Raw genomic sequence first — 26770 nt, 5'->3', positions numbered from 1 at the left:
CACACCAGCTGCTGGCTGCGGGTGGCCAGCAGCTGGGCCGGCAACCACTGGGGCAGCGTCACCATCCCGCGCATCGGCATGGAAGTACTGGTCAGCTTCCTCGAAGGCGACCCGGACCAGCCCCTGGTCTGTGGCTGTCTGTACAACAGCGCCCACCCGGTGCCCTGTGAGCTGCCCGCGCACAAGACCCGAACCGTCTTCAAGAGCCTGAGCAGCCCCGGCGGCAACGGCTTCAACGAACTGCGCATCGAGGACAAGGCGGGCGAGGAGCAGATCTTCATCCACGCCCAGCGCGACTGGGATCAGAACATCCAGCACGACCAGAAAATCCGCGTCGGCAACGAACGGCACGAACGCATCGAGGCCAACCGCTACACCGAGAACCTGGCCGAAGAACACCACACTACCCACGCCGACCGCAGGACCGAGATTAAGGCCGATGATCATCTGACCGTTGCCGGAAGCCAGCACATTCAGGCCGGCACCGCACAACTGACCAAAGCCGGCCGCGAGATACACCTGAAGGCCGGGCAGAAAATGGTGATCGAAGCGGATAGCGAGCTGACACTCAGCGCAGGAGGCAGCTTTATCCGCATAACGCCGGCTGGGGTGACGGTTGTGGGGCCGACCATTCGGCAGAATGCAGGAGGGCGTCCGGGGCAGGGGAGTGGCAGCCAGCCAGTGTTGCCTGATGAGGTTCATAAAGCAGAAGGCGAGCAGGCCGGGGAATTGCTCACCCCCGTCAGCCCAGCCGTTGCCCTGCAGCGGCTGGCACTCAAGCGGGCAGCAGCGAACGCCATGGCTGTGTGCGAAGTCTGCACGGCAGGAGAGCTCTGAACATGCTGACAACGACGAAACACTACCTCCTGCTGGACGGTGCGCAGATAGACGACCTCATCCAGATAATCTACCAACTGGAACCCGCCCCCGAGTTTAGTCGCCTCTATGACGGGACCCGTTACGCTGAGCTGGCGGATGCAGGCCCGATATTGATTGCCACCAACCGTGGCAGCTTGCTGAACCAATATTTCGAAAAGCAATGGTATATGACTGCCGGCGTAGCTCTTGCCAGTCGTGCGCCCATTGATGAGCTGGTACAGCATCTTTCCAGTCTTGTACACGTCAGCGTAAGCGGTGGGGTAACAGTCCTGTTTCGCTACTACGACCCTCGCATCCTGCACCTCTGGCTGACGGATATGAGTGACGAGCAACGTGACAGCGCCCTTGGCCCGGTTGAGCAGGTTCGGCTTTGGGGCGGGGCCGGCTGGCAGGACTTCCATAGCTCCGCTTCAACTGACGCCCAATGCTATGCCGACACACCCTGGCTGCAGCTCAACTCCGACCAACTGGCCGGTTTGAACCAGGCCAAGCAGCACGCCTTCGCACAGAAACTACTGGAACATGTGGATACGTGGTTTCCCGAATGTCTCGCCAATCTAGGAACTAACGAGCGTGACGATTGGGTCAAAATCTGTTGCGCCAGGGCTAATGAATATGGCTTCAGTGCAGCAGCTGACATCGTGCGCTGGGCCGGTCTGATGGCCCTGTGCGGACGGGACTTCCCGGAACGTGGCGAACATGCGAACTACCGCGCGCTGTTACAGCAACCGGGCATGTTGCCGGCAGAGAAACTTGACGCCATCAGACTTGAAGCCCAGCGGCAGGCGTTGAGCCATAGCATGGAAAGCATTGCATGACTACTGACAGACAACATCAGGCTCTCAATCTGGAACGAGCTGACCAGGCAGCTCAACGGGAGTTTGCGATTGACGCTCTCGAGAGCCCGGTAGCAAGCTGCCCAGCGCGCGAAGGCGAGATATTCATTGTGCCTACCCGTTATGCACTGGTAGAGGACGCGGTCGACGATGCTTACCTGCAACCCGGCTACTCCACACGGAGCCATCCCATAGCTGTACGACGGCTACGGCCTGGCTACCTGTATGTCTGGCAGGGAGAAGGTCCGCTCAGGCGCTTCGCCATCACCCCAGGCAGCCAGTTGCTGGAGCAGCCCCTCGGTGCGCCACATACACAGTTCAAGACAGGGCCGCAGGTGGGGTTGGCGCTGAATAAACATCTGCCGCTGGGCATTCTGTATACAGAAGTCCCTCTGTCCGAGGCCATCTGTAGCCTGCTGGCAGAATCCGCGGACGAGCGCGGCAGAAAAATGCAGATCATCAGCTTGCCGAAGGTGGCAGTGGAACTGGAGACTACCCACTGCCCATCACTGGATAGAGCCGAAGAGCTGATACCTGAGCTGGTCCCGGCGATCCGCAACCGCATCATGGCCTACGAGTTTCGAGCTAATCGTGAAGCATACGAACAGAGTCAGCAGGCGGTCGCCCGGCATATGCAGGAATATCCTTCTCCGGAGCGTGTGCAAGCCCATATCAACACCACGCTCTGGCTTCAGGACCTCCAACGCGTCTCGGCCGAAGTAAAGGAAGATATTTCGCATCGTCCAGGCTACTGGAGCAGCGAGGCCTGGAACCCCCAGCGCTCTGATGCTTGGCTCAGGCAGGCGCGGCAGCAGGCGGGAGGCCTGCATGCAGTCATGGTCGCAGTGGACGATATCCTCGGTATGCTCCGTGATCTGAACCACGAGCAGGCCAGAACTACCGAGATGGAAGAGCAGTGGAACGAGCTCAACGGTCATAAGGGCCTGATGGCAGGCTTCATCAACAGCCTGCGCCACGAAGACGGCGCAGAGCTGGCCGGTATCATCAATTACCGATACCGCGACGTGGATATGCAGCTCACGCCTGAGCAAGGCGAGTTGTTGCTACAGGCTCAGCGTGATCTGCAGCCTACTCTGGATGAAGAAACCGAGATAAACCAAAACCTGCGCCGCACCGACGGGCACGCGGCAGCCGATGCCCGTCTGCGCGAGGTGCATGCCCGTCAGCAAGCCATCTATCAACCGGTTCGCAGTTTCATTCCGGCGCAGCTGCAAGGGCACATCAAGGGGCTGGTCATCAACTACCGCGCTGGGAAGCGGCGCAACATGAGCGACAGCCGCTCTGGCGCGCAGATAGCCAAGCATGTACGGCTGGCCGAGATGGAAGACTGGATCAACAATGTAGCCACTCCTCACCGGGAATGGCTGGCCAGTCGACGCGAGGCCCTGTATCAGGATACCCGTACGCTGCTTGCGCAACACGAAAGAGGTACTTGGTATGCGAACTATGCTGACCGAACACATTGCGAATGGCTGAGCGAGCTGGCGTTCAACACCTTGAGCGAACTCTGCACCCTCGGCCCCGGCGTCAAAATCGCCACGGACCTGTTGCGCAGCCCCACGCCGGCGAAGCCGTTGTCCCTGGTAGCGTCGGCCTTTACACCTGAACTGTCCGACCTGGTCGACTTGTCAGACCGGCTTAACGAAATAGAGGCTGTGCTCAGTGCTGACAATCAGGAACTGGCCGGCACCCTCATCGGCCGTCTGGCCGGTACTGAAAAGCTCAGCTGGCTACAGAGCCTGGGCGGTAACAATGGTCATGACTGGGGGCGCGCCGTAAGCCGTCTTGGTGCAGCCTTCGCTGAACTGGAAGCCGAACATCTCAAGGACGCCAGCGCACCGGCTGCCATCCAGCATTTCCCCAAACCGCTATTGACGCTGATGGTGGCGCTCAAGGTCTCCGGCGACTTCGCTATCAGATCAACCCGAACCGGCTACCAACTCACCGGCCCAACCGGCAAGGCAATCTGGGACTGGAGCCACCAGGCCGCTGAGCGGCTGCGACTGGGACTCGTCAGACAACTGGAACCCGTCCAGGCACTCAATGCCTACGGTGGTGCATTGTCACTCGCAGCTCTGCTACTTCATGGGGTGAATCTGCTGGCGTTGCGGAGTCGGGATGAGTTGCGTGAGCACGATGCTGTGCGGGGGGCGGAGCATCTTAATACATGGTTCAACATCGCTGCAGCGATGACTGCGGTGACGCAGAACGCGGCGTACCACAGAGGGGCGATTGAGTTCTCAAGACGTTCGATACGGCTACCCTTGGTAACTTTGCTGGGTGCGTTTGTGGGAGCTTTTGCTACGGCTGCTGGTTTTTTCGAACTGGTCCAGCTAATGAGTGAGCAGCGAAAGGCAAACTCATACTGGTCAAAAGACGAATGGGGTCGACTGGTTAGAGGCGCAGGCCAGACCGCGTTGGCGGGCTCCTATGCAAGTATGGGCGGTTATGCGACCTACATGTATCTGGTTGGTCGCTGGGATGCGGCACGAGCCACATCTTGGTTTATGCGAACCACGAGTCTAGTCGGTTGGGGAGTTTTGTTGATTGAAGGTCTATATCTTGCTTCGCGTCACTTCACTCATCGTACCGAAATGCAGCGTTTTCTAGAGCAATGTTGTTGGGGTAACAATCGACGCTGGACGGAGACAGAGGAAGATCAGGTTAAGGAACTTCATTCCCTGATCAACATGCTGTTCAAACCCCAGCTAAAAGTACAAACCCGCCTCGTTTCACATACTCGCGGGAATCACAGCTCTTTGAGATCTGAACCTAGCAAGCTAAGTCTCGTGCTGCCGGGTGCAGATCCTGAAGCGACCCGCCTTGGTATCGTTCTTGCCGCGGTCGGCCCGAACCAGTCTATCAGAAATATCACCCCATCCTGGGAAGACGATTTGGAATGCAAGTGGCTGCCAATAGAAGAGGGGATGGGGCTCAAAATCGTAGGAAAAGTTGCGAAGCTGTCCGAAACGGAACATCTAGAGGTACGAGTTCTATATTATTCCCCTCTGGCTTTAATGACAGGTTCGGCCACCGAAGGCAGTCCAGTAGTGGGCGGTAAAATGGGAGTGCGTTATCTGATCAAAGGCGGGAAGATTACCGTACACAGTAATGAGGATGGCCCGTTGCCCAGCGACAAAATGCTGATTGAACAGCCTGTATCCAATAAAAAGCTGCAGCCGGAGAGAACTGCATGACTCAGCAGGTAGGCGCTGTAAAGACAGGTCTGTTATGGAAACAGGAGCACCTTTCTCCGCTGCCTATCCCTACCGGTGAGCCGGCCGCTGATGTACTGGGTATGATCTGGCGCAAAAACGAGACCTATCTAGACATCGGTAGTCTTTCATTATCAGCGGGTTGGGTGACATTGCACTCCATGTCTGTGTTCTTTGCAGGGTTAACTGTATATATGCTGTTTTTCGGCTTCCGATATGACACATATATCGGGTTCTGGCTGTCGCTGATAACAAGCACCGTAATGATGGGCTTTCTGTGGAAAGGCTATATCAAAGCCTACCGCCGTCCCCTGATGCCGCCCTTGCGCTTTCACCGCCAGCGCCGTGAGGTTCGCATCGTTACGCCGGAGGGTGAGGAGTGGACAGTACCCTGGGAGCGGGTACATGCCATCGCTCCCAGCGCGACCATGATCGGTCAGTTCGGTGCTGCCAAGATGGGTGGACTGCTGTTGTGGTTTCCGTACAAGCATCAGATCGACGAACCCTTTCATATGAACAAGGAAGGCTGGGCCATCATGGTCAGTCCTGGTCCGGGCATCGCGGCCATGCGCCAGTGGGAATGCATCCGCAGCTTCATGGAAGTGGGTCCTGAAGCAGTGCCAGAGCCTTCACCAGTCCATAATGGCCATATGGGTATTTGGGAAAGCTTCATGCACGACATGCGTGAGGGCATAAAAACCAATGGTTGGCTACGTACTATTATCGAAATTGGTCTGTTCAGCTTCTTTTTCAATGTCTTCGTGCTGGACTACCTGACCCGCAAGAAATTCGCCGTTATCCCCGACCTGACCAGCCCCGAGTCCATCGCCTGGTCCCAGCCCTTACCGCCGGAACAATGGGCCAAACGCTCTCCGGAGCTGGAAGCAGCCGTTGTCGAACGGGAGAAGGACCTTGAGGCTGCCGCAACCGGCAAGCTCGCCTCATCAGAAGCTGCTTGATCCAGAGGAGCAACGGCTGGGCATGACTCGGGGCAGGCGAGCAGCATTGGCATCAGTTAAAGGCGATGCCTCGCTGAGAGCGTAATCCGGCGCGAGCGGGGAATACCTTGTACGGCCTTCCAGAGCCCCCCCCCGCGAAAAACTCATTACCGACTGTCACGTGTACGCTCCAGCAAGGCCTGACACTGACTGTCCTGCTCGCCGCTGGGAGCAATCAGCGCCAGCAGGCCGGCGGCTGGCGTCAGAGCGCCCAATGCCAGCATGCCGGTGCCGCGCAGGGCCAGGGGGCCAGCGTGGACACCCGGACGGGGGTCGGCGAAGGTGCCGCGTACGTACAGTGGTGAGCGCAGGGAGAAGATGCGCAATCCCTTGGATTCCGGATCGATATCCAGATCCAGTTCCTCGGTGGCAAAATTGACCGTGCCATCCACCTCGATCAATGCATTCTCAGTGTCGATGACGAAGATCGGCGTGGTCATGCTGCCCTTGTCGAATTTGAGGTCGGCCACGGCGCAATGGATCTGGACCTCCTCGTCGCCGAACATCCTGGCGATCAGGTAGTTGGCAACGTTCAGTCCGGCTATCTCCATCAGGCTGCGACTGACAGTACCGTCGTTGATCACCAGCTGCATCTGGCCGTCCGCGCTGCCGAGCAGGGCGGCAACCGAGTTGCCGGTGCCGGTCAAGTCGGCATCGCCATTGAGTTCCCCCAGACTGGTCTGCATGGGCTCGAAGTCCGGTACCAGATCCTTGAGTCTTAGACCGCGGGCCTTGACGCGGGCCTTGCCCTGCAGTGGGGTGTTTGCGCCGTTCAGCGCGATATCGGCCTCCAGCGTGCCGCCGGCCATGCCGAACTTCAAGGGCGTCAGATTCAACTGTCCATTCTCCAGTTGCACCCGGGCGTCCAGGTCGGAGATCGGCAGTTCTTCGTTGTGTACTATGCGCTTGCCTCTGACGCGCACATCCGCATCCATGGTCTGCCAGCGCTCGGTACGGAACTCTTCCACGGGCAGGACCTTGCCTGCGGGTTGTCTGGCGTCGCTGCCCCGGGCCTGCTTCTGCTCATTGGAGTCGGCACCGATCAGCGGGGCCAGATCGCTGAACAGCAACTGATTGGATACCACACTGCCGGAGAGGCGTGGCCGGGGCTCTCCTGCCACATAGGTCAGGTCACCATGAATATCGCTGTCGCCGATACGTCCGTTGAAATCCCGATAGTGGTAAGTGGCGCCATTCTCGCTCTTCAGCTCAGCGCTGAGCCGGCCGTCGGTGGAATAGGGCGGCGTGTCCGGCAGGGTTACTCCGGTGAGAGGAAAAAGATTGCTCAGGCTGGTCCCGGACAGCTTCAGCTGCAGGTCCAGAGCACCCAGATTCCGTGGGTCGGTCAGCGTACCGCTTAGCTGGATGCGTGTTGAGCCGGCACGTACGTCCGCTTCCAGTGGAAACGGCTGATCGGCGTCCTGAAGCGCCAGAACGCCGCCAGCCTTGCCTTCTCCCTCCACCCGCTGCCCCTGATAACGTCCGCTGGCTCGCCAGGCGAAGGCATGCTCGGTGGAGCCGGTTGTCTGCGCCGTTCCGACCAGCTCGTCGAACGCCATGGGTTCGCCCAGGGGCTCGATATGTGCCTCCAGCCTCAGTTCGCTGACCGCGTCGTCAATGGTGACCTGCCCCTGATCAAAAGCTATGGTGCCTATATCCAGAATCCAGGCTGATTGCTCATCCTCATTCTGTTCTTCCCTGCCCAGATCAAAGGTCCAGTTGGCGCGCCCATCGGCCAGTCGTTGCAGGCTGGCTTCAGGCTGCTGCAGGCTGATATGCGGGATGCGAACGGTTCGTGTCAGTAGCGCGAGCAGTGACACTTGCATTTCGGCGCGCTGCAGACTGACAAAGGTATCCCCTTCGGCCCAGCCCGGGTTGCCCATGCGCAACTGCTCGACGGCAATGATCGGCCAGGGGATCCAGCCGCGCCACCCGAATGCGCCTGGGTAGCGGCGCCAGTCCACCGACAGGTCACCCTCGATGGCGAAGGGCCTATCCAGGGCCTCGGAGGCCTTTTCGTTGATGATGGGTCGGAGTCGATTCCAGTCGAACAGCAGTACGGCAAGCACCAACGCCGCCAGCAGCAGAATGATCCCGCTCGCCACCCAGATGAAAACTCGATGAACCCGCGCCATATCCGATAACCCTGACTGAGGATGTCATGGGTTCTGACCAGCAAACGCCGCCGGTGTTGCCCCTTTTCTGAGCAACGGGGAATCGGGAGGGGAAGGGGAAGAGGAAGAGACAAGTGAAGGCCGGTGCGGCGAGCGCCGCACCGGCTGCGGGGATCAACCTTCGGCGTAGTAACCGAAAATGGATTTCACCTCGAGGAAGTCTTCGAAGCCGTAATGACCCCATTCGCGACCGTTGCCCGACTCCTTGTAGCCACCGAAGGGCGCGTCGTTGTCCAGAGGGGCACCGTTGAGATGGACCATGCCGGTGCGAATCTGACGGGCGACATTGCGCGCGCGTTCCAGATCAGCGGAGGAGACGTAGCCGGACAGCCCGTAGCGGGTGTCATTGGCGATGCGGATGGCGTCTGCCTCATCCTCGTAGCCGATGATCGACAGCACGGGTCCGAAGATCTCCTCACGGGCGATGGTCATGTCGTTGGTGACATGGCTGAACACGGTGGGCTTGACGTAATAGCCGCGATCCAGCCCCTCGGGACGACCGGTACCGCCGACCACCAGACGAGCGCCTTCCTCAATGCCCTTGGCAATCAGGTCCTGGATCTTGTTCCACTGGGCCTTGGACACGACCGGGCCCATGGTGGTGTCAGGGGCGTCGGGAGCGCCGGCCTTGACCTTGGCGGCTACGGCCTTGGCGATCTCTGCTACCTCATCCATGCGGCTGTTGGGTACCAACATGCGGGTCGGGGCGTTACAGGACTGCCCAGTGTTGTTCATGCAGGACATTACCCCGTGGGCGACCATCTTCTCGAAGTTCACATCGTCGAGCAGGATATTGGCGGACTTGCCACCCAGTTCCAGTGCCACCCGCTTGATGGTCTCGGCGCCGTTCTTCATTACCTGGCGGCCAGCGCCGGTAGAGCCGGTAAAGGACATCATGTCGATATCCGGATGAGCGGACATGGCCGCACCCACGGTCGGGCCATCGCCATTGACCAGGTTGAACACCCCGGCGGGCACGCCAGCCTCGTCCAGCACTTCGGCCAGCAGCAGGGCAGACAGGGGCGCCACTTCAGAGGGCTTGAGCACCATGGTGCAGCCGGTAGCCAGGGCCGGGGCGATCTTGCAGGCAAGCTGGTTGATCGGCCAGTTCCAGGGGGTGATAAGACCGCAGACACCGATCGGTTCCTTTACCACCAGGGTGCTGCCGATACGCTCCTCGAACTCGAAATGCTTGAGGGCCTTGAGGGCAGCGGCAAAATGGCCGGTACCGGAGGGGGCCTGAGCGTATTTCGACAGCTTGGCCGGCGCGCCCATTTCCAGGGTGATGGCCCGGGCGAATTCGTCGCTGCGGCGCTGATAGATTTCCAGGATGCGTTCCAGCAGGGCAATGCGCTCCTCGCGGCTGGTGCGTGAGTAACTCTCGAACGCAGCGCGTGCCGCCGCCACCGCAGCGTTGACGTCCTCGACGCCGCCCAGGGCGATGGTGGCAACGACCTCCTCGGTCGCCGGGTTGATCACATCAACGGTGTCGTTTGTGCTGGGCTCGACCCACTGGCCGTTGATGTAGAATTGTTTTTCGTGGCTCATTGGTTACTCCTGATGGGACATATTCCTGAAGTGGGTGAAAGATACACGCAAATGCTCTTTGTATCAGCTGTTTTACCCAAATGTGATCAAGAAGAACACGCCGGCGCTTCGACTTCAAGCGTCGGCCTGTACGCTCTATACTATGCCGCCGCAGCGGTCGCCCGGAAGGGTGGCTCTACGGGCTTAATAGTTGACTAAAATGGTTGGATATTGCATAGTTCGAGTCCAGCAAATCCGGATTCGGGTATCGTTATGCGACTGACCACAAAAGGCCGTTACGCGGTTACAGCCATGCTGGATCTAGCCCTGCACGAAGAGCAGGGGCCGATCACGCTGGCGGACATCTCGATGCGCCAGGGCGTATCGGTTTCCTATCTGGAGCAACTCTTCGCCAAGCTGCGACGCAGCAAACTGGTGGAGAGTGTCCGAGGCCCGGGCGGTGGCTATCGGCTCGCCGGCGGTGCAGCAGCCATCAGTGTGGCGCAGATCGTCGAGGCGGTGAACGATTCGATGGATGCTACCCGCTGTCTGGGCAAGGGTGACTGCCAGCAGGGGGATGTCTGTCTTACCCACTATCTCTGGACGGATCTGAGTGCGCGACTGCGCGATTTTCTGAGCGAGATAACCCTCGCTGATCTGGTCTCCCGTGACGACATCCAACGGGTGCGCGCCCGCCAGGACAAGGGCGGCTGCGCCGGCCAGCACAAGGTTGCGGACCTGGATCGCATCCTCTGAATACGCGGTTCGCCGCACGTTTTTGCGTAATACCCGCAGAGGTATTGCAGCCTGACACTGACAGCAGCCAGGTAAATCCATGCTGGCTGCGAGATTGAGGTGATACCGTGACTCAAGAAGTCGAGAACCTTATCAAGACGGAATACGCTGCCGGTTTCCATACCGACATCGAATCCGACACCCTGCCGCCCGGACTCAACGAAGACGTGATCCGCTTCATTTCGGCTCGCAAGGAAGAGCCGGAGTGGATGCTCGAGTGGCGTCTCAAGGCCTACCGCGCCTGGTGCGAGATGGAAGAGCCGACCTGGGCCCACGTCAAGTATCCCGAGATCGACTTTCAGGATATCTCCTATTTCTCCGCGCCGAAAAGCATGGCTGACCGGCCCAAGAGTCTGGATGAAGTGGACCCGGAGCTGCTGCGCACCTATGAAAAGCTCGGCATTCCGCTGCACGAACAGGAACAGCTGGCCGGCGTGGCCATGGATGTGGTGTTCGACTCGGTTTCGGTAGTGACCACCTTCCGCGAGAAACTTGCCGAAGCGGGTGTCATCTTCTGTCCGATCAGTGAGGCCATTCGCCTGTACCCGGACCTGGTCAAGCAGTATCTGGGCACCGTGGTGCCGCAGAAGGACAACTATTACGCTGCCCTGAATTCGGCAGTGTTTTCCGATGGTTCCTTCGTCTACATTCCCAAGGGCGTACGCTGCCCGATGGAGCTGTCGACCTATTTCCGTATCAACGAACTCAATACCGGGCAGTTCGAGCGGACCCTCATCGTTGCCGACGAGGGTTCCTATGTCAGCTATCTGGAAGGCTGCACCGCGCCGATGCGCGACGAGAATCAGCTGCATGCCGCCGTGGTCGAGCTGGTGGCACTGGACAATGCCCAGATCAAATACTCCACGGTGCAGAACTGGTACCCGGGTGACGCCGAAGGCAAGGGCGGTATCTACAACTTCGTGACCAAGCGTGGCGTGGCCCATACCAACGCGAAGATCTCCTGGACCCAGGTCGAGACCGGCTCGGCGGTTACCTGGAAGTACCCCAGCTGCATCCTCAAGGGTGACAACAGCGTGGGCGAGTTCTACTCGGTGGCACTGACCAACAACTTCCAGCAGGCCGATACCGGCACCAAGATGATCCATCTGGGCAAGAATACCCGTTCGACCATCGTCGCCAAGGGTATCTCCGCCGGGCGCAGCGACAGTGCCTACCGCGGTCTGGTGCGGATCAACCCGGGTGCCGAGGGGGCGCGCAACTTTACCCAGTGCGACTCGCTGCTGATCGGCGACCGCTGCGGTGCCCATACCTTCCCCTACATCGAGAGCAAGAACCCGACTGCGGTGGTCGAGCACGAAGCCACCACCTCCAAGGTCAGCGATGACCAGCTGTTCCTCTGCCAGCAGCGCGGGCTGGACGCGGAGAAGGCGGTGTCCATGATCGTCAACGGCTTCTGCCGTGAGGTGTTCAAGGAGCTGCCGATGGAGTTCGCGGTGGAAGCGGGCAAGCTGCTCGAAGTCAGTCTCGAAGGTTCGGTGGGTTGATTACCCACGCTGTCGAAACGATTCATACAGATTATCAGGCGTAAAATATGTTATCGATCAAAGGGTTGCACGCGAAAGTTGAAGAGAAGGATATCCTCAAGGGTCTGGATATCGAGGTCAAGCCGGGCGAAGTGCATGCCATCATGGGGCCCAACGGCTCCGGCAAGAGTACCCTGGGCAACGTGCTCTCCGGTCGTCCGGGCTACGAGGCGACTGCCGGCAGCGTGCAGTTCAAGGGCAAGGATCTGCTTGAGATGGACACCGAGGAACGCGCCCGCGAGGGCCTGTTCCTGGCGTTCCAGTATCCGGTGGAGATTCCCGGCGTCAGCAACATGGAATTTCTCAAGGTGTCGGTTGATGCCAAGCGCAAGCACCTCGGGCTGCCGGAGCTGTCCTCGGTGGAATTCATGAAGCTCGCGCGGGAAACCAGCAAGCGCGTGGATCTGGATGCCAACTTCCTCAAGCGCGGCGTCAACGAAGGCTTCTCCGGCGGCGAGAAGAAGCGCAACGAGATCATGCAGATGATGCTGCTGGAGCCGGATTTGTGCATTCTCGATGAAACCGACTCGGGGTTGGATATCGACGCCCTGCAGGTGGTTGCCGACGGCGTGAATTCCATGCGTGACGGCAAGCGCAGTTTCATCGTGGTTACCCACTATCAGCGCCTGCTCGATTACATCGTGCCTGACTACGTTCATGTTCTGGCCGATGGCCGGATCGTCAAGACCGGCACCAAGGAGCTGGCCCTGGAGCTGGAAGCCAAGGGTTACGGCTGGCTGGAAAACGGGGAAGGCTGAGGCATGACTGACTTTCAACAGCAGGCCCTGCAGCTGGCGTCCCAGCAGAACGGCACCGACTGGTTGGCCGATCTGCGTGCCCGCGGTGCCGATCGCTGGGCCGCGGCCGTCTGGCCGACCCGCAAGACAGAGGCCTGGAAGTACACACCGCTGCTGCCTCTGCAGAACGACAACCCGGCCCGCTGGGCCAGCGTGGCCGACTGTGCCTGGCAGCAGGCGATTGATCCGATTCCGGTGGATGCGACCCGCCTGGTGTTTGTCAATGGACACTTCCGTCCAGAGCACTCCAGTGCACTGCCGGCCGGCGTGGCTCGCTTCAGCGAGGCCGATGCGGCCCAGCGCGAGCTGATTCGCAGCCAGCTGGGCACCGTCATGGACAGCTCACTGCATCTGTTCGGCGCGCTCAGCGATGCCCTGGCGGCCGATGGCGTGCTGATCCATGTGCCGCGCAACCAGACGCTGGACAAGCCGGTTTACATTCTCAACGTATCCACTCCCGAAGCGCAGCCGGCGATGAGCAGTCAGCGCGTACTGGTGGTGCTTGAGGACAACGCCGAGGCTGAGCTCATCGAGCATTACGTATCCGGCGACGAGAAACAGAATCTGTTCGTCACCGCGATGACCGAGGTGGTGGTCGGCAACAACGCGCGGATGCAGCACTACCGCATCAACCTCGAGCAGGAAGACCTGCTGCATGTGGGTGGGGTGCACGTGGACCTGTACCGTGACGCCCGCTTCCTCGGCTTCGCGCTGGGGCAGGGCAGCCGTCTCAAGCGCATCGACTATCACGTCAACCATTGCGGGCAGGGCGCGCACCTGGGGCTCAACGGTGTCTATCTGCCGCGCAACCGGCAGTTGATCGACTACCACACCAACGTCGAGCACAAGGTTGCGCACTGCACGACCGACGAGGTGTTCCGCGGTATCATCGGCGACTCGGCCAAGGCCGTGTTCAACGGGCGCATTCATATCCATCAGGATGCACAGAAGACCCTGGCGGAAATGAGCAACCGCAACCTGCTGACCTCGCCCAATGCCGAGGTCAATACCAAGCCGGAACTGGAAATTTACGCCGATGACGTTCGCTGCGGGCACGGTGCGACCATCGCGCAGCTGGATGAAACCTCGATCTTCTATCTGCAGAGCCGCGGTGTCACTCGCGCGGAAGCAGTGCGCATGCTGAGCTTCGGTTTCATCAACGAGCTGCTCAACGAGGTGCCGGAGCAGGCCATCCAGGATTACCTGCGTCCACGGCTGACTGCCCTGTTCGGTCAGGCCGACGAGAAGCTGGGGCAAATGACCTATGAGTGAAGCGGCGTTGGCAACCCGCACTGCCTTTGATGCGGAACAGATACGCAAGGACTTCCCGATCCTGCAGCAGCAGGTGCATGGCAAGCCGCTGGTGTATCTGGACAATGCCGCCACCACGCAGAAGCCCGAGGCGGTGATCCAGGCCATTGTCGACTATTACCGGCACGACAACAGCAACGTGCACCGGGGTGCCCACGCGCTGGCCGAACGGGCTACGGAGAAGTTCGAGCAGGCCAGGGTCAAGGTCGCCCAGCTGATCAATGCCGCCGAGCCGCGGGAGATCATCTGGACCCGGGGGACATCCGAAAGCATCAATCTGGTAGCCGCCAGCTGGGGGCGCAGTGCTCTGAAGCCCGGGGATCGGATCCTGGTGTCGGCCATGGAGCACCACTCCAACATAGTGCCCTGGCAGATGATAGCTGCGCAGATGGGCGCTACCGTCGAGCCGATCCCGGTGGACAGTACCGGCACCCTGGACCTGGATGCATTGCAGCAGATGCTCGACGAGCGGGTGCGAATGGTTGCCTGCGGTCACGTGTCCAATGCTCTGGGGACGGTGAATCCGGTTGAGCGAATCGTGCAACTGGCCCACCAGGCAGGGGCTCTGTGCCTGATTGACGGGGCTCAGGCAATGAGCCACATGCGGGTGGATGTGCAGGCGCTGGATTGCGACTTCTATGTGTTCTCGGCGCACAAGATGTTCGGCCCGACGGGCGTGGGCGTGCTCTATGGCAAGGCCGCACTGCTCGAGGCCATGCCGCCGTACCAGGGTGGAGGCGAGATGATCGAGTCGGTCAGCTTTGCCGGTACTACCTACAATCAGCTGCCCTACAAGTTCGAGGCAGGCACCCCGGATATCGCCGGTGTGATTGCCCTCGGCGCGGCGGTTGACTATCTGCAGGGGATTGATCGGGACGCCGCCGAGGCGCACGAGCGCGACCTGCTCGAGTACGCCGAAGCCCGTGTCCGCGAGTTGCCGGGGATTACCCTGGTCGGCACCGCGGCACAGCGAGCCGGCGTGCTGAGTTTCCTGATTGATGGCACTCATCCCCATGATGTGGGCATGCTGCTTGACCAGCAGGGTGTGGCGGTACGCACTGGCAACCACTGCGCGCAGCCGATCATGGATCAGCTGGGGATACCCGGCACCATCCGCGCGAGCTTCTGTTTCTATAACACCCGGGCGGACATTGATCGGCTGGTCGAGGCTCTGGTCAAGGCAAAACAGTTTCTTGTCGAGGAGTAGAGAATGACAGTTCAGGCATTCGACCCGACCAGCCAGGTGGTCACCGTGACCCCCGCGGCGCTGGAGCATTTCCGTCGGCAGCTGGCCCGTGAGCCGGGCAAGGCCGTGCGCTTGAGCGTCAAGAAGAGCGGCTGCACCGGCTTCATGTACGTCATCGATCTGGTCGAGAAGGGCGTCGAAGGCGACCTGCATTACCAGCTGGACGATCAGGTGGAGCTGCTGGTGGACTCCGGTAGTCTGCATGTGCTCTCCGGTACTGAAATCGACCTGGTCACCGAGGGTATCAATCGCCAGATCCGCTTCATCAATCCCAACGTCAAAGACCAGTGCGGTTGTGGCGAAAGCTTCAGTGTGAGTTGAAATGGAAAGACGCATGGTAGTAGCCCGGGCGGATTGCCCGGCGCGGCGGGTTCCCGATGGCACTGCGCTGACGATCCCCAAGGATACCTTTGTCACCATTACCCAGGCGCTGGGTGGCAACTATACGGTGACCTATAACGGTCAGATGGTCCGAGTCGATGGCACCGATGCCGAGAAACTGGGACTGGAACCCGAGCTGCTGAGCTTTCCGCCGCCGGTTGACGACCAGATCCGGGAAGAGGACGTATGGACCGCGCTCGGTACGGTTTACGATCCGGAGATCCCGGTGGATCTGGTGAATCTGGGGCTGATCTACTCGGTGCGCATCGACCAGCAGGCAAAGCGCGTGAATATAGAGATGACCCTCACCGCTCCAGGCTGTGGCATGGGCCCGGTACTGGTCGGGGACGTGGAATACCGCCTGCGGCTGGTTCCCAATGTAGCCGAGGTCAAGGTCGATCTGGTGTTTGATCCGCCCTGGAGCCGCGACATGATGAGCGAAGAGGCTCAACTGGAAACCGGCCTGTTCTTCTAAGGATTTTTCATGAGCCAATTTGGTACTGACGTGACCAGCGACGACATTCTCGACAGCCTGTCCTTCTTCGACAGCTGGGAGGACCGTTACAAGTACATCATCGACTTGGGGCGCGAGCTGCCGCCTCTCGCCGAGCAGGCCCGGGTCGAGCAGAACATGGTGCGTGGTTGCCAGAGCCAGGTCTGGCTGACCAGCCGCAACGAGGGTGGCCGGCTGTATTTCGATGCTGACAGTGATGCCTTCATCGTCAAGGGGTTGCTGGCAGTAGTTCTGGCGGCCTACAACGGGCGTACGCCGGAGGAAATCCTTGCGTTCGACATCGAGGATTACTTCAGTCGTCTGAATCTGCTCAAGCATCTGAGTGTGACCCGGGGCAACGGCTTGCGGGCCATGGTCAAGCGCATCAGGGATACAGCCCAGGCCGCCTGATCTGATGGCGCATAGCCATTGTATTGCCCGGGCCTTCGGGGTAGCCTTACGCAAAATAACAGATGGACCTGCATATGCGTGACCTCTGGAGCCGCCTGCGACACGACGCCTATCTGGCCATCGTGATCTTTGCAGGGCTGCTGGGCCTGGTGAGCATTTTCCCTTTCGCGCTGTATCGATGGGTTGCTGGCGACTGGGTCATGGGGGCGCTGGATTCCCTGCTCACCCTGACCACCCTGACGGCACTGTATATCGCCTGGTACCGTGGACAATCTCGCCTGGCCGGGCAGATGCTGTCACTGCTCTACGCCGCCGGCGCCATCATCGTGGCCATCTACCTCCCCGTTACCGGGCTGTTCTGGTTCTACTGTGTTGTCCTGTTCAACTTCTTCATTGCCCCGCCGCTGCGCAGCACGCTGATCACCCTGGGCTCGCTTGCCGCTATCTGCCTCTATGGTCTGTGGCGACCCGGAACGATTTTTCCCGATCTGCAGCATCTGATCATCTTCGCCTGCACTGCGCTGATCTGCAGCCTGTTCGCCTACCTGTTTGCCTGGCGTACGACGCTACAACGCCGCAGCCTGCAGGAGTTGGCCAACCTCGACCCTCTGACCGGAGTAGGGAATCGCCGCACCCTGATGCAGGAGATCGAAATCGCTCTGGCCAACTTCAGGCGCCATGGCAACCAGTGTGGTCTGCTGCTGCTGGATATCGATCACTTCAAGGCAATCAACGATACCCATGGTCACGCCGAAGGGGACCGGGTGCTGGTCGATCTGGCGGATCTGGTATGGCATACCTCGCGTCGTACCGATCGCCTGTTCCGTCTCGGTGGCGAAGAGTTCGTACTGTTGCTGCCCGGCGCCGATCTGAATGGTCTGAGCATCGTCGCAGAGAACATAGTTCGGGCGGTAGGTGAGCGGGTGCGCACCGCGGACGGTTCGGTAACGGTGTCGATCGGTGGCACTCTGCTGCTCCCGGACGACGACGGCAGCAGCTGGATGCACAGGGCCGATGTCTGCCTTTATACAGCCAAGAACAACGGACGCAATCGCAGCGTGATTTACAAAGGGGTAGCCGACGACCGTGAGGTGGCGAAATAATGGCTCGCAGGGTGTGATGTGCTATTATTCTGGCTTTTAGCCAAGGAGCCAGAGGTTTGCCTTTCGCCGTTGTCTGTCGGCTCGTTCCCGTCTTGCTGGTGATGCTCATGCCGTTGCCTGCGGCCGCGCTGAGCATGGCGTTCATCAACCCCGGTAAGAGCACCGAGCCTTACTGGAGCCTGGCTAACGCAGCCATGGGGCAGGTGGCCGAGAGTCTGGGTATCGAGCTGGAAATACTGACAGCCGAGAGAAACTATCTGGCGCAGATTCATCTGCTGGAAGCCTTGGGTGAGCGTCCCGCGCAGCAGCGTCCGGACTATGTGATAGTGGTCGGCGAGAAAGCCACGCTGCCTGCGCAGCTGGCTGCGGCCGAACTGGCAGATATTCCGATTTTTCTCGCATTCAACTCCGTGATCGGCGAAGCCAATGAAGAGGTTGGTTTCCCCCGGCAGCGTTACCGCCATTGGCTCGGTAGCCTGGTGCCAGTGGCCGAAGAGGGCGGTTACATCGCCGCCCGCGCGCTCATTCAGGAGGCTCGGCAAAGTCTGCCGACGGATCAGCCGTTGAAAATGATCGCCATTGCGGGCGATCGCTCCACACACACCTCAATCGAACGCAACCGTGGACTTGAGCGCGCGCTGCTGGAGTTTCCAGAGACCACGCTGCTGCAGAAGGTGTATGCGGACTGGTCGTACGGCAAGGCGCTTGAGCAGACCTCCCATCTACTGCGTCGCTATCCTGACGTCCGGCTTATCTGGACCGCCAGCGACCTGCAGGGTTTCGCCGCAGCTGAAGCGGCCCGTCATCTGGGGCTGACTCCTGGACGGGATGTGTTCATCTCTGCGCTCAACGCCACTCCAGCCGCTCTGGATGCGGTGCTCAGTGGTGAGCTCTCCGCGTTGGCAGGTGGCCACCACATGGCGGGAGCCTGGGCGATGGTATTGCTCTACGACTACCACCACGGGCAAGATTTTCTTGCCACCGAAGGAACTGCAGAGTTGAAGTTCTCCATGTTCTCGTTACTTGATAGAGCCGCAGCCGCACGGCTTGTAGAGCGACGGAAAAGCCAAAGTCGCACCGATTTCTGCCAGTTCAGTCGAGTGTGCAATCCGAAGCTGGAGGCCTATGACTTTTCCTATGCCCGCTGGCTGGATATGTGATGCGGACGGTTCCCTCCAGATTTCGTCCCTTCAGCCGGCGGCTGCTGTTGCACCTTGTCTGCCTGGCGATTGGCTCCATGCTGCTGGTTTCCATCAGCCAGGTCATCCTCATCAGCCGTGAGGTGCGCAATCAGCAGGAGCAACTGCTCAGGCACCTGACCGCCACCCAGGTTCCTCTGTTGCAGACCGCGCTGTGGGATATCGAGACCCTGGCGCTTGAGCGCCAGCTGCAGCGGATTGTTGAACTGGAGGATATTGCCTCTCTGCACCTGCAGACCGAAACCGGGCTGGGTATTGACTTGGGAGAGCCGCCGGTAGGCTCGGCCGATACCACATTGCTCATCGTGTCGCCGTTGGATGAGCGTCAGCGCCTGGGGGAGTTGCAGATCCATTTCAACAACCAGCGCATGGCCCGACTGATCCGGGACTCCATTGTGCAACGGGTGCTGGAGTTCTCGCTCTACACCTTGATGCTCTTTGCCATTCTGTTCCGTCTGCTGCACCAGGACATCGGAAAGCCGCTGAGAGGGATAGCAGACTACGTCGCGACCCTCCGCCCGCAGAAGAATGCACCTCGGCTGGCGCTGGTGCGCAGCCAGCGCTCCTGGTTTGATGAGATAGATCTCATCTCCCGCGGATTTGAAACCCTGCACGAAGGGATATCCCATTACGCCGAGCAACACGAGAACGCCATCGAGCAACTGGCCCGGGAGCGTGACAGTCTGGACCTGAGGGTGGCTGAGCGGACCTCGGAACTGGGTTACCTCAATGGTTATCTCAAGCTGATTTCCGGCACCAGTCTCAAGCTCATGCACTTGCGTCAGGAGCAATACCCTCGGGCGATGGCCCAGACCCTGCAGACACTGGCGCAATACCTGCACCTTGATGCCTGTGCACTTCTGGACGACGGGCGGCTGCGCACTCGCTGGATGGAGTATGACGACGAGCAGTGGCTGGATGGGCTGACGACAGCGTTCGTCCGGGCTTCCGGCTGGTCAGTCACTCGTCTGGATGAGCGCACGCTGCTCATCGGCTTTGTCAGTCAGCAGCGGCGTTTTGTATTTGCGGCGAGGGGAAGAGCCAGTTCGGACGTCAGTGCCGAGCGTGAGGAGTTGTTGCAGGGGGCAGGCCAATGGCTGTTCAGCCTGCTGCAGCACTGGGACCATGTCATTGGCCTGGAACAGGCCCAGCAGGAGCTGCTGAAGATGTCGCGCACCGATCCCCTGACCGGGCTGGCCAATCGGAGGCATTTCGAGCAGCACCAGGTCGAGGAACTGCATCGCGCCCAGCGCATGGGTTACCCCGTCAGCCTGCTGATGCTGGATGTGGATTTCTTCAAGGGGTACAACGATCACTATGGCCATGCCGAGGGCGATGCCTGTCTGGCAGCGGTGGCAAATCTCATGAAAGACAGGTTCAAACGGGCCGGCGAGATGGTGGCAAGGGTAGGCGGCGAGGAATTTGCGGTACTGCTGCCGGGATTGGACCTGGACGCAGCCAGGCAGTGTGCCGAGGCGCTGGGCATGGCCATCTATGATCTGCATCTGCCCCATGCCGAATCAGTCTGGGGGCGTGTCACCGTCAGCATAGGCTGCAGCTGCTGGTCAGTGGAGCACGGCGGCGATACCGATCAGATCATCGACAGCCTTTCACGCCTCGCCGACAAGGCGCTCTATGATGCCAAGCGCGCCGGCAGGAACCAGGTGGTTGCATTGCGGCGGGAAGCACTCAGCGGCGTGCAATGATCCATACGGCATGGATGATACCCGGCAGGTAGCCGAACAGCGTCAGCAGTATGTTGAGCCAGAACGCGCCACCCAAACCGACCTGCAGAAAGACGCCGAGGGGCGGCAGGAGAATGGCGGCAATAAGGCGAATGATGTCCATGTATGCACTCCCGATTAGTTGAAAACATCCGCCCAGACGAAGCGGACTGTGCTTGTTCTGACCGTTGCGCTCACCGCATGGTTCCGCCGGGGTGGGGTTCAGCAGATCGTCAATACAGATCCCGGCGGTAGCGGTTCTGTTGTTGCAGGCCCAGCCATTGCTCAGCCGACAACAATTCCTGCAGCACAGCATGGACGGCGTTGCCCATGCCGGCCAGCCTGCCGCAGACATGAATGCAGGCGCCTTGATCAACCCATTGGCGTAGCTGGTCTGCCTTGTTGGTCAGGCGGTGCTGGACATACTCGGTCGTCTCCTCGGTACGGGAAAAGCATCGATCGAGCGTCAACATACCCTGGGCCGCCCAGCCCTCCAGCTCTTCTGCCAACCAGCGGTCATGCTGCTGGCAGCGCTCGCCGAAGATCAACCAGTTATCCTTGTGGCCCTGGCGTTGCCGCTGCTTGATCAGGCTGCGCAGGCCGGCCAGGCCGGTGCCGGCACCGATGAAGATGCTCGGGGTGTCCAGCTCGACCAGATGAAACTGCGGGTTGGGACGCAGCACCACCTCGAGCGTGGCACCAGACTCGGCATGCCGGCACAGCCAGCCGGAACCCTGTCCGAGCTGGCCATCGGCGCCGACGACCTGGCGCACAATCAGTTCCAGCGCGCCGTCCTCGGGGAGGCTGGCGATGGAATAGGTGCGCCGCAGCGAGCCGATGCGGATCTGGGCCAGATCGCCGGCCTGCCATTGCGGCATCGCGGCGATCGGCGACAGGCGTATCAGCCAGGCCGCGGCGCCGGGGCTGCTCGGATTGAGCTGTCGCCGTTCGGCCAGTACCCAGCTCGTTGCCGTTTCCGTTGCACTGTCGTCCACTACGGGCAGGCCGAACAGATGGTCGACTCGATTGCGCCATTGCTGCAAGGCCCCGGGGGCGAGTTGGTCGACTTCGGTTAGTGGTATCGCTGGCTGCGCGCCGGCTGCACCCAGCCACCGGTCAAGGTGCCGGCCGAAGCCACAGTAGTCAGCATACCGGCTGTCGCCCAATGCCAGCACGCCATACTGCAGCGCCTGCAGGGCCGGGCGCTGATGCCTGGCCCTGCGCCAGAACAGTGCAGCATTGTCCGGTGCTTCGCCTTCGCCATAGGTGCTGACGATAAACAGGGCACGGCTGTGGCGACTCAGGTTGTCCAGCGACAGGTCATTGAGCGGCAACAGCGCCGGCGCCTGGCCATCGTGCCCGGCGGTCAGTGCGAGCTGCTCGGCGATCTCCCGCGCAGCGCCGGACTGGCTGGCATAAGCGATCAGCCATTCCGCAGCTGCTGCAGGACTGCCCCTGCGCCGGCGCCGCCAGGCCGGAGCCAGGCAGTACCAGCACAACATCAGCCAGCCGCCGAAGGCCAGCGCCGCCCACAACCGATGGGCAGCCAGCAGCTCGCTCAACCACGACAGCTCCAGCAGGCTCATCAGGGAGCCATGACTTCAAGCGTGGCGGTATAGGTGGCACGCCGCTGGTTCAGCGGCGCCTCGAGGCCATCTTCCTGCACCGCCTTGGCTTCCAGCCACCAGAAACCGGGCTGCGGCCAGGTAATGGCGACCTTGCCCTCGGCATCGCTGGTCACGGTGATATCGTTCAGTTCATCACGATGGCGGATGCCACCGGGAATGACATTGACCTCGACGCCGGCAGCCGGATTGCCGTCTAGCAGGAAGATGAACTCGGCGGTTTCCTCGGCGAACAGGTCGTTCGGGTGGGTGACCGGCTGCAGCTCCAGGCCTTGGCCAGTGGGGGTGAACACGCTATCGGTGGGCTGGCCGGAGGTGATGAATACCTCCATCCGCGACTCCATCCGGCTGATCTGCAGGTCTTCGGCCGTGGCCGGTATGGCCTGCGCCGCTTCGGCCAGCTCACCCATCCAGCGGCGATCCTCGCCATTCTCCTTGTAGCGCGCAAAGTAGCGCGGGGCGCCGGCGATCGCCAGCTTGTAGGTGCCTTTCTGAGTGAGTTCCACATCGAAGACACTGCGGTACTTGCCCACATGGCCATTCTGCGCGGCTACCTCACTGCCATCCGGTGCGGTGATCAGCAGGCGATTGGCCGGACGCGGACGGGCTGGGGCGGCATTCTGGCCCGCCGGCGCAGCGCTGGCACGCTCCGGTGCCTTGCCGATACCTTCAAGCACCAATGGGTGATGCTCGAAATAGAACAGGTCGTTGGATACCGCTGCGTCCACGCTGACCCAAGCGTTGTCGCCGGAGAGTATGGTGGTCGAGGGCAGCATCCAGGCACGGTGGGCCTGGGCGGAAAGGGGCAGGGTCATGGCGACGGCCAGCGCCGTCCAGCAGGTGAGTCGTTTGAGCATGGAGTTGTTCTTCTCCTGGATTGAAGTCAATGGTTTCAAGGCTGAATGTTCAGTTGGATCTTGCCCAGCTCGCTGCTACCGGCAGCCTGGTGGCTGACCTGCTCGGTTACCGGCCAGCTGAAGGGCAGGCGGACCAGTTCGCGACCGCCCACTTCCCGGGCGGCCTCGACCAGCAACTGGTAATCGCCGGGCACCAGTGCGGCCAGCGCTGGGTGATCATCGGCAAAGCGCAGGCTGTGCTGGCCGACCGGACGGGTCGCGGCGGACAGCCCGTCGATCGGCAACTCCAGCGCGCGCCCGCTGCGCCGCCACCATTGGCGCAGGTCCTTCAGCCACTTTTCCCCCTCGCGGTCACGTAGCTTGAGGTCGTACCAGACCGACAGGTCGGCGACGTGGCCGTCGGCATTCTCGATCCAGATTGCCACGTAGGGGCGGTGGTACTCCGCCACGGGCAGGCGCGGCACCTCGACGGATACTTTTATCTCGGCGGCACTGACTGTGCTGATCGCTGTCGCCAGCGACAATAACAATCTTTTATGCATGGGTTCTCTCTTCTCAATGGATCAACAGCAAGGCAATGAGCAACGGGATCAGCAGGCCGAGCCCAGTCACCGGCCAGGTGGTCGGGCGCGAGCGGGCCTGACGCACGAGCAGCAGCAGGCCTGTCAGGGCGAAAACAATGCAGACCGCAGCGAATATATCCATGAACCAACTCCAGGCCGTACCACTGTGACGGCCCTTGTGCAGATCATTGGCATAGGCGATCCAGCCCCGGTCGGTGCTTTCGAAGAACAACTCGCCGGACTCCAGGTCCAGGGTCAGCCAGGCATCCCCGCCGGGCCTGGGCATACCGATATAGAGTTCGGAGTCCGACCACTCCGCGGCCTGCGTGGCGAAACGCACGCCCAGGCTATCCTGCAACCAGTGGTGCAGCGGCTCGTCAAGCATCTCGCGCTCGGCCATGGCGGGCAACGACGCCAGCAGCTCCTCCGGCAGCTCCAGCTCAATGCTGTGTACCTGCGGCCGGGCCTCGATATCAGTGGCATGATTGAGCGTGATGCCGGTTACCGCGAACAGCAGCATACCCGCCAGACATAACGCCGAACTGACCCAGTGCCATTGCCGCAGGGTGCCGATCGCCAGGTTTTTCATTGCCTACTCTTGTCGGTCAGCTGGCCCGGGTAGTCCCGGGCCGAGATTGATGCTCAGAATCGGTAGTTGGCTGACAGCCAGAAGCTGCGCGCCTTCTCCGTGACGTTGTAGTCATTCGAGCAGGACCAGCTGTCATGCGTACCCAGATCGTCATAGGTCGGCTCACAGCTGCGGCCGGCCATGTTCTTGTCCAGCAGGTTGTTGATCCGGCCGTGCAGCGTCAGGTCATCGCTGGCCTGGAAGCGCATGCCAAGGTGATAGATATCATAGGACTTGTAGTACAGCTTGCGGGTGACCGACTGCGGGCCGGTGGTGGTCGCAGTACCGCGATAGCGTTCGTCTCGCACTTCGGCGATCAGCGACAGGTTAAGGCGCGGCAATACATCCCAGCTGAGCGTACCGTTGAGCATGTGCTCGGGCGTGTTGACCAGCGGGAGGCCCTTCTGACGACCGCTTTTCTGTTCGCTGTCGGTGTAGGTGTAGTTGCCGCTCAGGCTGAGCGTCGGGATGATTTCCCAGCGTGCTGCCAGCTCTATGCCCCAGGTCTCGACCTTGTCGACGTTGGTGCTCTGACTGAAGCTGTTGTAGCCCAGCTCGGCCCAGCCCGGTCCGACGTCCACACAGCCGGAGGTGAGGTACTTCACGCCGCTGGTGTTGTAGCAGTTGGGAACTGCGTCGGCGGTGGCGATCTTGTCCTTGAAGTCGTTGAAGAACAGGGTGGCGTTGGCGTTGAAGTTGCTCAGGTTGTCGTAATAGGCCGCCACTTCATAGTTGGTGCTGGTTTCCGGCTTCAGGTCAGGCGAGCCGGCCATGGGGCTGACACCCTGACCACCGAAACCGACGATGCCGGGGAACAGCTGGTTCGGTTTGGGCGTCTTGTAGCCAGTGCTGACCCCACCCTTGAGCGTCCAGTTGTCGGTGGTGCGCCAGGTGAGATAGGCCCGCGGGCTGACCTCGGAGCCGAAGATGTTATGGTCGTCGTAGCGCGCACCATAGGTGAAGGTCAGCTTCTCGGTGAGATCCCAGTTATCCTCGGCGAACAGCGCCCACTGCTTGTGGTCCTGGGTCTTACCGGACTGGAAGCCGGCACCATCCATGCCGAACACCCCGTCTTCCATCTCGGCGAAGAAGTACTGACCGCCGATGGTGAAGTGGTGGTTGCCAATGGAGTTGCTCAGTTTGGTATCAAAAATGGTGTTGCGGATTTCCAGCTCACGACGCTTACGCGGCAAGAAGGAACCTTCTAGTTCTGCACGCAGATCATCGGTCAGCACCGGGGTAGTCACCCCCTGGTCAGCCGCGGCCTGATCCCAGATGGCCTGTAGATCACTGCGCTCCTGCACAGTCAGCGGCAAGGAACGCCCCAGGTTGTTGCTGGTGCTGCGGGTCAGGCTGGTGGTGCTGGTACCGAAGTTCCAACGCCCAGTATGGGCCAGCACGAACTGCTCGCGCTCCACCCGCTGGTACTCGGAGTAACCGACCCGCGGCTGGATGATCCCGCGACTGGCGCGCCACAGGCTCTCGACGGAGTCCAGCGTCCCGGTCTGGCCCTCGGTATTGTCATAACGCTGCTTGGCGATATCGTATTCGAACTGGAAGTCGTGATCCTCCAGCGGCGTGAAGTTCAGGGTGAAACCGGCGTTCCAGTTCTTCGCGGCGACGATTTTCTTGTCACCGAAACTGCCTCTGTCCTCGAACAGGCTGCCGTCACCGTTGACCAGGGTGCCGACGCTGTAGCCCGGATCGCTCTGCTCGCGGTCGTACAGGCTGGCACGCAGCCCAAGCCCGACCAGGCCCTTGATCAGCGGGCCACTGGCGAACAGGTCGGTCTTGCGGTCGTCACCGAACTGCGAGTCTTCCTGGAATGTCAGCCCGTGGCTGATGGAACCGCCCCAGTTGTCCTGCACCTTGCGGGTAATGATGTTGATCACGCCACCCATGGCATCGGCGCCATAGAGCGTGGACATCGGCCCGCGGATCACCTCGATGCGCTCGATGGCATCCATCGACGGCATGTACATGAACTGACTGTTGCCGAAGTTGTTCGGCCCGATGTCGCCGATATCACTCTGCCGACGGCCATCGATCAGCACGAGGGTGTAGTCCTTCGGCAGGCCACGCATGGTGATACTGATGTTGCCGTTCTTGTCCAGATCCGCGCCGACATCGACACCTTCGACGTCACGCAACGCATCGGCCAGGCCCGCATAGGGCTTGCTCTGCAACTGCTCGCGGCTGATGACGCTGATACTGGCCGGCGCGTCGGTGAGTTTCTGTTCAAAACCGGTGGCCGAGACCACGGTGACATCCGGCAGTTGTACCGAGTTCTCGTTGGCCAGGGCAATACAGCTCGCCAGCAGCCCTATGCTGCCCACGAGATAGGAGGGAGGAGTAGTGTTGATCGACATCCAGGTAGCGCTCCTTTTTGTGCTCTTTTGGGAACTCCAGTGTGATCATCACGCTAATCTAAATAATTATGATT

Annotated in this window: 23 protein-coding genes; 15 read left to right on the top strand and 8 right to left on the bottom strand. The window is 60.6% G+C overall.

From position 1 onward, the window contains the following. The 4 genes from tssI to BM046_RS12800 form a co-directional block, all read left to right on the top strand. Window positions 1-837 (top strand): type VI secretion system tip protein TssI/VgrG (tssI, locus tag BM046_RS12815; protein WP_143084197.1); only part of this gene is annotated, 837 nt, incomplete at its 5' end. Between the two features lie 2 nt (window positions 838-839). Further along, on the top strand, window positions 840-1697 hold the full coding sequence (locus BM046_RS12810) for a DUF4123 domain-containing protein (protein WP_090540081.1): 858 nt from the start codon (window positions 840-842) through the stop codon (window positions 1695-1697). Continuing rightward, window positions 1694-4933 carry a toxin VasX gene (locus tag BM046_RS12805; protein WP_090540079.1) on the top strand — a complete coding sequence of 1080 codons (3240 nt, stop codon included), beginning with the start codon at window positions 1694-1696 and terminating at the stop codon, window positions 4931-4933. The genes BM046_RS12810 and BM046_RS12805 overlap by 4 nt, the downstream gene beginning before the upstream one ends. Next, the gene (locus tag BM046_RS12800) at window positions 4930-5910 is read left to right on the top strand and encodes a hypothetical protein (protein ID WP_143084196.1); all 981 of its coding nucleotides are present in this window, start codon (window positions 4930-4932) and stop codon (window positions 5908-5910) included. Before BM046_RS12805 ends, BM046_RS12800 begins: the two co-directional genes overlap by 4 nt. A 146-nt stretch (window positions 5911-6056) precedes the next feature. On the opposite strand, the gene BM046_RS12795 is transcribed toward BM046_RS12800, so the two are convergent. Next, complete coding sequence (locus tag BM046_RS12795; protein ID WP_090540075.1) at window positions 6057-8084, bottom strand: AsmA family protein; 2028 nt, start codon at window positions 8082-8084, stop codon at window positions 6057-6059. A 153-nt stretch (window positions 8085-8237) separates the two neighbouring features. Next, a complete protein-coding gene (locus BM046_RS12790; RefSeq protein ID WP_090540073.1) occupies window positions 8238-9671 on the bottom strand; it encodes an aldehyde dehydrogenase family protein in 1434 nt (477 codons plus the stop codon). A 252-nt stretch (window positions 9672-9923) separates the two neighbouring features. Here BM046_RS12790 and iscR point away from each other — a divergent pair, with 252 nt between their 5' ends. From iscR to BM046_RS12735, 11 genes are all read left to right on the top strand, one after another. Continuing rightward, a complete protein-coding gene (iscR, locus tag BM046_RS12785) occupies window positions 9924-10406 on the top strand; it encodes a Fe-S cluster assembly transcriptional regulator IscR (RefSeq protein WP_090540071.1) in 483 nt (160 codons plus the stop codon). 107 nt (window positions 10407-10513) lie between these two features. Continuing rightward, complete coding sequence (sufB, locus tag BM046_RS12780) at window positions 10514-11950, top strand: Fe-S cluster assembly protein SufB (RefSeq protein ID WP_090540069.1); 1437 nt, start codon at window positions 10514-10516, stop codon at window positions 11948-11950. A gap of 47 nt (window positions 11951-11997) precedes the next feature. Then, window positions 11998-12747, top strand: coding sequence for a Fe-S cluster assembly ATPase SufC (gene sufC, locus BM046_RS12775; RefSeq protein ID WP_090540067.1), 750 nt, complete (start codon window positions 11998-12000; stop codon window positions 12745-12747). Window positions 12748-12750: 3 nt separating this feature from the next. Then, window positions 12751-14058, top strand: a complete 1308-nt coding sequence (gene sufD, locus BM046_RS12770) for a Fe-S cluster assembly protein SufD (RefSeq protein ID WP_090540064.1) — start codon at window positions 12751-12753, stop codon at window positions 14056-14058. Next, window positions 14051-15304 (top strand): aminotransferase class V-fold PLP-dependent enzyme, encoded by a 1254-nt coding sequence (locus BM046_RS12765; RefSeq protein ID WP_090540062.1) that lies wholly within the window; start codon window positions 14051-14053, stop codon window positions 15302-15304. The genes sufD and BM046_RS12765 overlap by 8 nt, the downstream gene beginning before the upstream one ends. 3 nt (window positions 15305-15307) lie before the next feature. After that, window positions 15308-15664: a HesB/IscA family protein gene (locus BM046_RS12760; RefSeq protein ID WP_090540060.1), complete on the top strand. Its 357-nt coding sequence runs from the start codon at window positions 15308-15310 to the stop codon at window positions 15662-15664. Between the two features lie 13 nt (window positions 15665-15677). Next, complete coding sequence (gene sufT, locus BM046_RS12755) at window positions 15678-16199, top strand: putative Fe-S cluster assembly protein SufT (protein ID WP_090540058.1); 522 nt, start codon at window positions 15678-15680, stop codon at window positions 16197-16199. 9 nt (window positions 16200-16208) lie between these two features. Further along, window positions 16209-16628 (top strand): SufE family protein, encoded by a 420-nt coding sequence (locus BM046_RS12750; RefSeq protein ID WP_090540055.1) that lies wholly within the window; start codon window positions 16209-16211, stop codon window positions 16626-16628. A gap of 74 nt (window positions 16629-16702) precedes the next feature. Further along, window positions 16703-17731 carry a GGDEF domain-containing protein gene (locus BM046_RS12745; RefSeq protein ID WP_177197866.1) on the top strand — a complete coding sequence of 343 codons (1029 nt, stop codon included), beginning with the start codon at window positions 16703-16705 and terminating at the stop codon, window positions 17729-17731. Window positions 17732-17787: 56 nt separating this feature from the next. Next, window positions 17788-18891 (top strand): ABC transporter substrate-binding protein, encoded by a 1104-nt coding sequence (locus tag BM046_RS12740; protein WP_090540050.1) that lies wholly within the window; start codon window positions 17788-17790, stop codon window positions 18889-18891. Window positions 18892-18968: 77 nt separating this feature from the next. Beyond that, window positions 18969-20636, top strand: coding sequence for a GGDEF domain-containing protein (locus tag BM046_RS12735; RefSeq protein WP_177197865.1), 1668 nt, complete (start codon window positions 18969-18971; stop codon window positions 20634-20636). Here BM046_RS12735 and BM046_RS12730 read toward each other — a convergent pair. From BM046_RS12730 to BM046_RS12705, 6 genes are all read right to left on the bottom strand, one after another. Next, window positions 20620-20778, bottom strand: coding sequence for a YqaE/Pmp3 family membrane protein (locus tag BM046_RS12730; protein ID WP_090540046.1), 159 nt, complete (start codon window positions 20776-20778; stop codon window positions 20620-20622). The two genes, BM046_RS12735 and BM046_RS12730, sit on opposite strands and share 17 nt — an antisense overlap. Window positions 20779-20887: 109 nt before the next feature. Then, window positions 20888-22240, bottom strand: a complete 1353-nt coding sequence (locus tag BM046_RS12725; RefSeq protein WP_090540044.1) for a sulfite reductase subunit alpha — start codon at window positions 22238-22240, stop codon at window positions 20888-20890. After that, entirely contained in the window at window positions 22240-23136 is an 897-nt protein-coding gene (locus BM046_RS12720; RefSeq protein ID WP_090540042.1) for a DUF4198 domain-containing protein, read from the bottom strand. Before BM046_RS12720 ends, BM046_RS12725 begins: the two co-directional genes overlap by 1 nt. A 35-nt stretch (window positions 23137-23171) precedes the next feature. Further along, window positions 23172-23678, bottom strand: coding sequence for a DUF2271 domain-containing protein (locus BM046_RS12715; protein WP_090540040.1), 507 nt, complete (start codon window positions 23676-23678; stop codon window positions 23172-23174). Between the two features lie 13 nt (window positions 23679-23691). Beyond that, window positions 23692-24288, bottom strand: coding sequence for a PepSY-associated TM helix domain-containing protein (locus tag BM046_RS12710; protein ID WP_090540038.1), 597 nt, complete (start codon window positions 24286-24288; stop codon window positions 23692-23694). A 53-nt stretch (window positions 24289-24341) separates the two neighbouring features. Beyond that, complete coding sequence (locus tag BM046_RS12705) at window positions 24342-26696, bottom strand: TonB-dependent receptor domain-containing protein (RefSeq protein WP_090540036.1); 2355 nt, start codon at window positions 26694-26696, stop codon at window positions 24342-24344. Window positions 26697-26770 lie beyond the last annotated feature (74 nt).

Source organism: Halopseudomonas formosensis (assembly GCF_900115905.1).
GTDB lineage: Bacteria > Pseudomonadota > Gammaproteobacteria > Pseudomonadales > Pseudomonadaceae > Halopseudomonas > Halopseudomonas formosensis.
The sequence above is the reverse complement of the archived record's forward strand: the minus strand, read 5'-3'. Positions and strand labels throughout refer to the sequence as shown.

Coding starts and splice junctions, on each gene's coding strand:
- BM046_RS12730 (WP_090540046.1), bottom strand. CDS start 20,778: ATGGACATCATTCGCCTTATTGCCGCCATTCTCCTGCCGCCCCTCGGC.
- BM046_RS12810 (WP_090540081.1), top strand. CDS start 840: ATGCTGACAACGACGAAACACTACCTCCTGCTGGACGGTGCGCAGATA.
- BM046_RS12720 (WP_090540042.1), bottom strand. CDS start 23,136: ATGCTCAAACGACTCACCTGCTGGACGGCGCTGGCCGTCGCCATGACC.
- iscR (WP_090540071.1), top strand. CDS start 9,924: ATGCGACTGACCACAAAAGGCCGTTACGCGGTTACAGCCATGCTGGAT.
- BM046_RS12715 (WP_090540040.1), bottom strand. CDS start 23,678: ATGCATAAAAGATTGTTATTGTCGCTGGCGACAGCGATCAGCACAGTC.
- BM046_RS12745 (WP_177197866.1), top strand. CDS start 16,703: ATGCGTGACCTCTGGAGCCGCCTGCGACACGACGCCTATCTGGCCATC.
- BM046_RS12735 (WP_177197865.1), top strand. CDS start 18,969: ATGCTGCTGGTTTCCATCAGCCAGGTCATCCTCATCAGCCGTGAGGTG.
- BM046_RS12705 (WP_090540036.1), bottom strand. CDS start 26,696: ATGTCGATCAACACTACTCCTCCCTCCTATCTCGTGGGCAGCATAGGG.
- BM046_RS12725 (WP_090540044.1), bottom strand. CDS start 22,240: ATGAGCCTGCTGGAGCTGTCGTGGTTGAGCGAGCTGCTGGCTGCCCAT.
- BM046_RS12805 (WP_090540079.1), top strand. CDS start 1,694: ATGACTACTGACAGACAACATCAGGCTCTCAATCTGGAACGAGCTGAC.
- BM046_RS12790 (WP_090540073.1), bottom strand. CDS start 9,671: ATGAGCCACGAAAAACAATTCTACATCAACGGCCAGTGGGTCGAGCCC.
- BM046_RS12750 (WP_090540055.1), top strand. CDS start 16,209: ATGAGCCAATTTGGTACTGACGTGACCAGCGACGACATTCTCGACAGC.
- BM046_RS12795 (WP_090540075.1), bottom strand. CDS start 8,084: ATGGCGCGGGTTCATCGAGTTTTCATCTGGGTGGCGAGCGGGATCATT.
- sufT (WP_090540058.1), top strand. CDS start 15,678: ATGGTAGTAGCCCGGGCGGATTGCCCGGCGCGGCGGGTTCCCGATGGC.
- sufD (WP_090540064.1), top strand. CDS start 12,751: ATGACTGACTTTCAACAGCAGGCCCTGCAGCTGGCGTCCCAGCAGAAC.
- BM046_RS12710 (WP_090540038.1), bottom strand. CDS start 24,288: ATGAAAAACCTGGCGATCGGCACCCTGCGGCAATGGCACTGGGTCAGT.
- BM046_RS12760 (WP_090540060.1), top strand. CDS start 15,308: ATGACAGTTCAGGCATTCGACCCGACCAGCCAGGTGGTCACCGTGACC.
- BM046_RS12765 (WP_090540062.1), top strand. CDS start 14,051: ATGAGTGAAGCGGCGTTGGCAACCCGCACTGCCTTTGATGCGGAACAG.
- sufC (WP_090540067.1), top strand. CDS start 11,998: ATGTTATCGATCAAAGGGTTGCACGCGAAAGTTGAAGAGAAGGATATC.
- BM046_RS12800 (WP_143084196.1), top strand. CDS start 4,930: ATGACTCAGCAGGTAGGCGCTGTAAAGACAGGTCTGTTATGGAAACAG.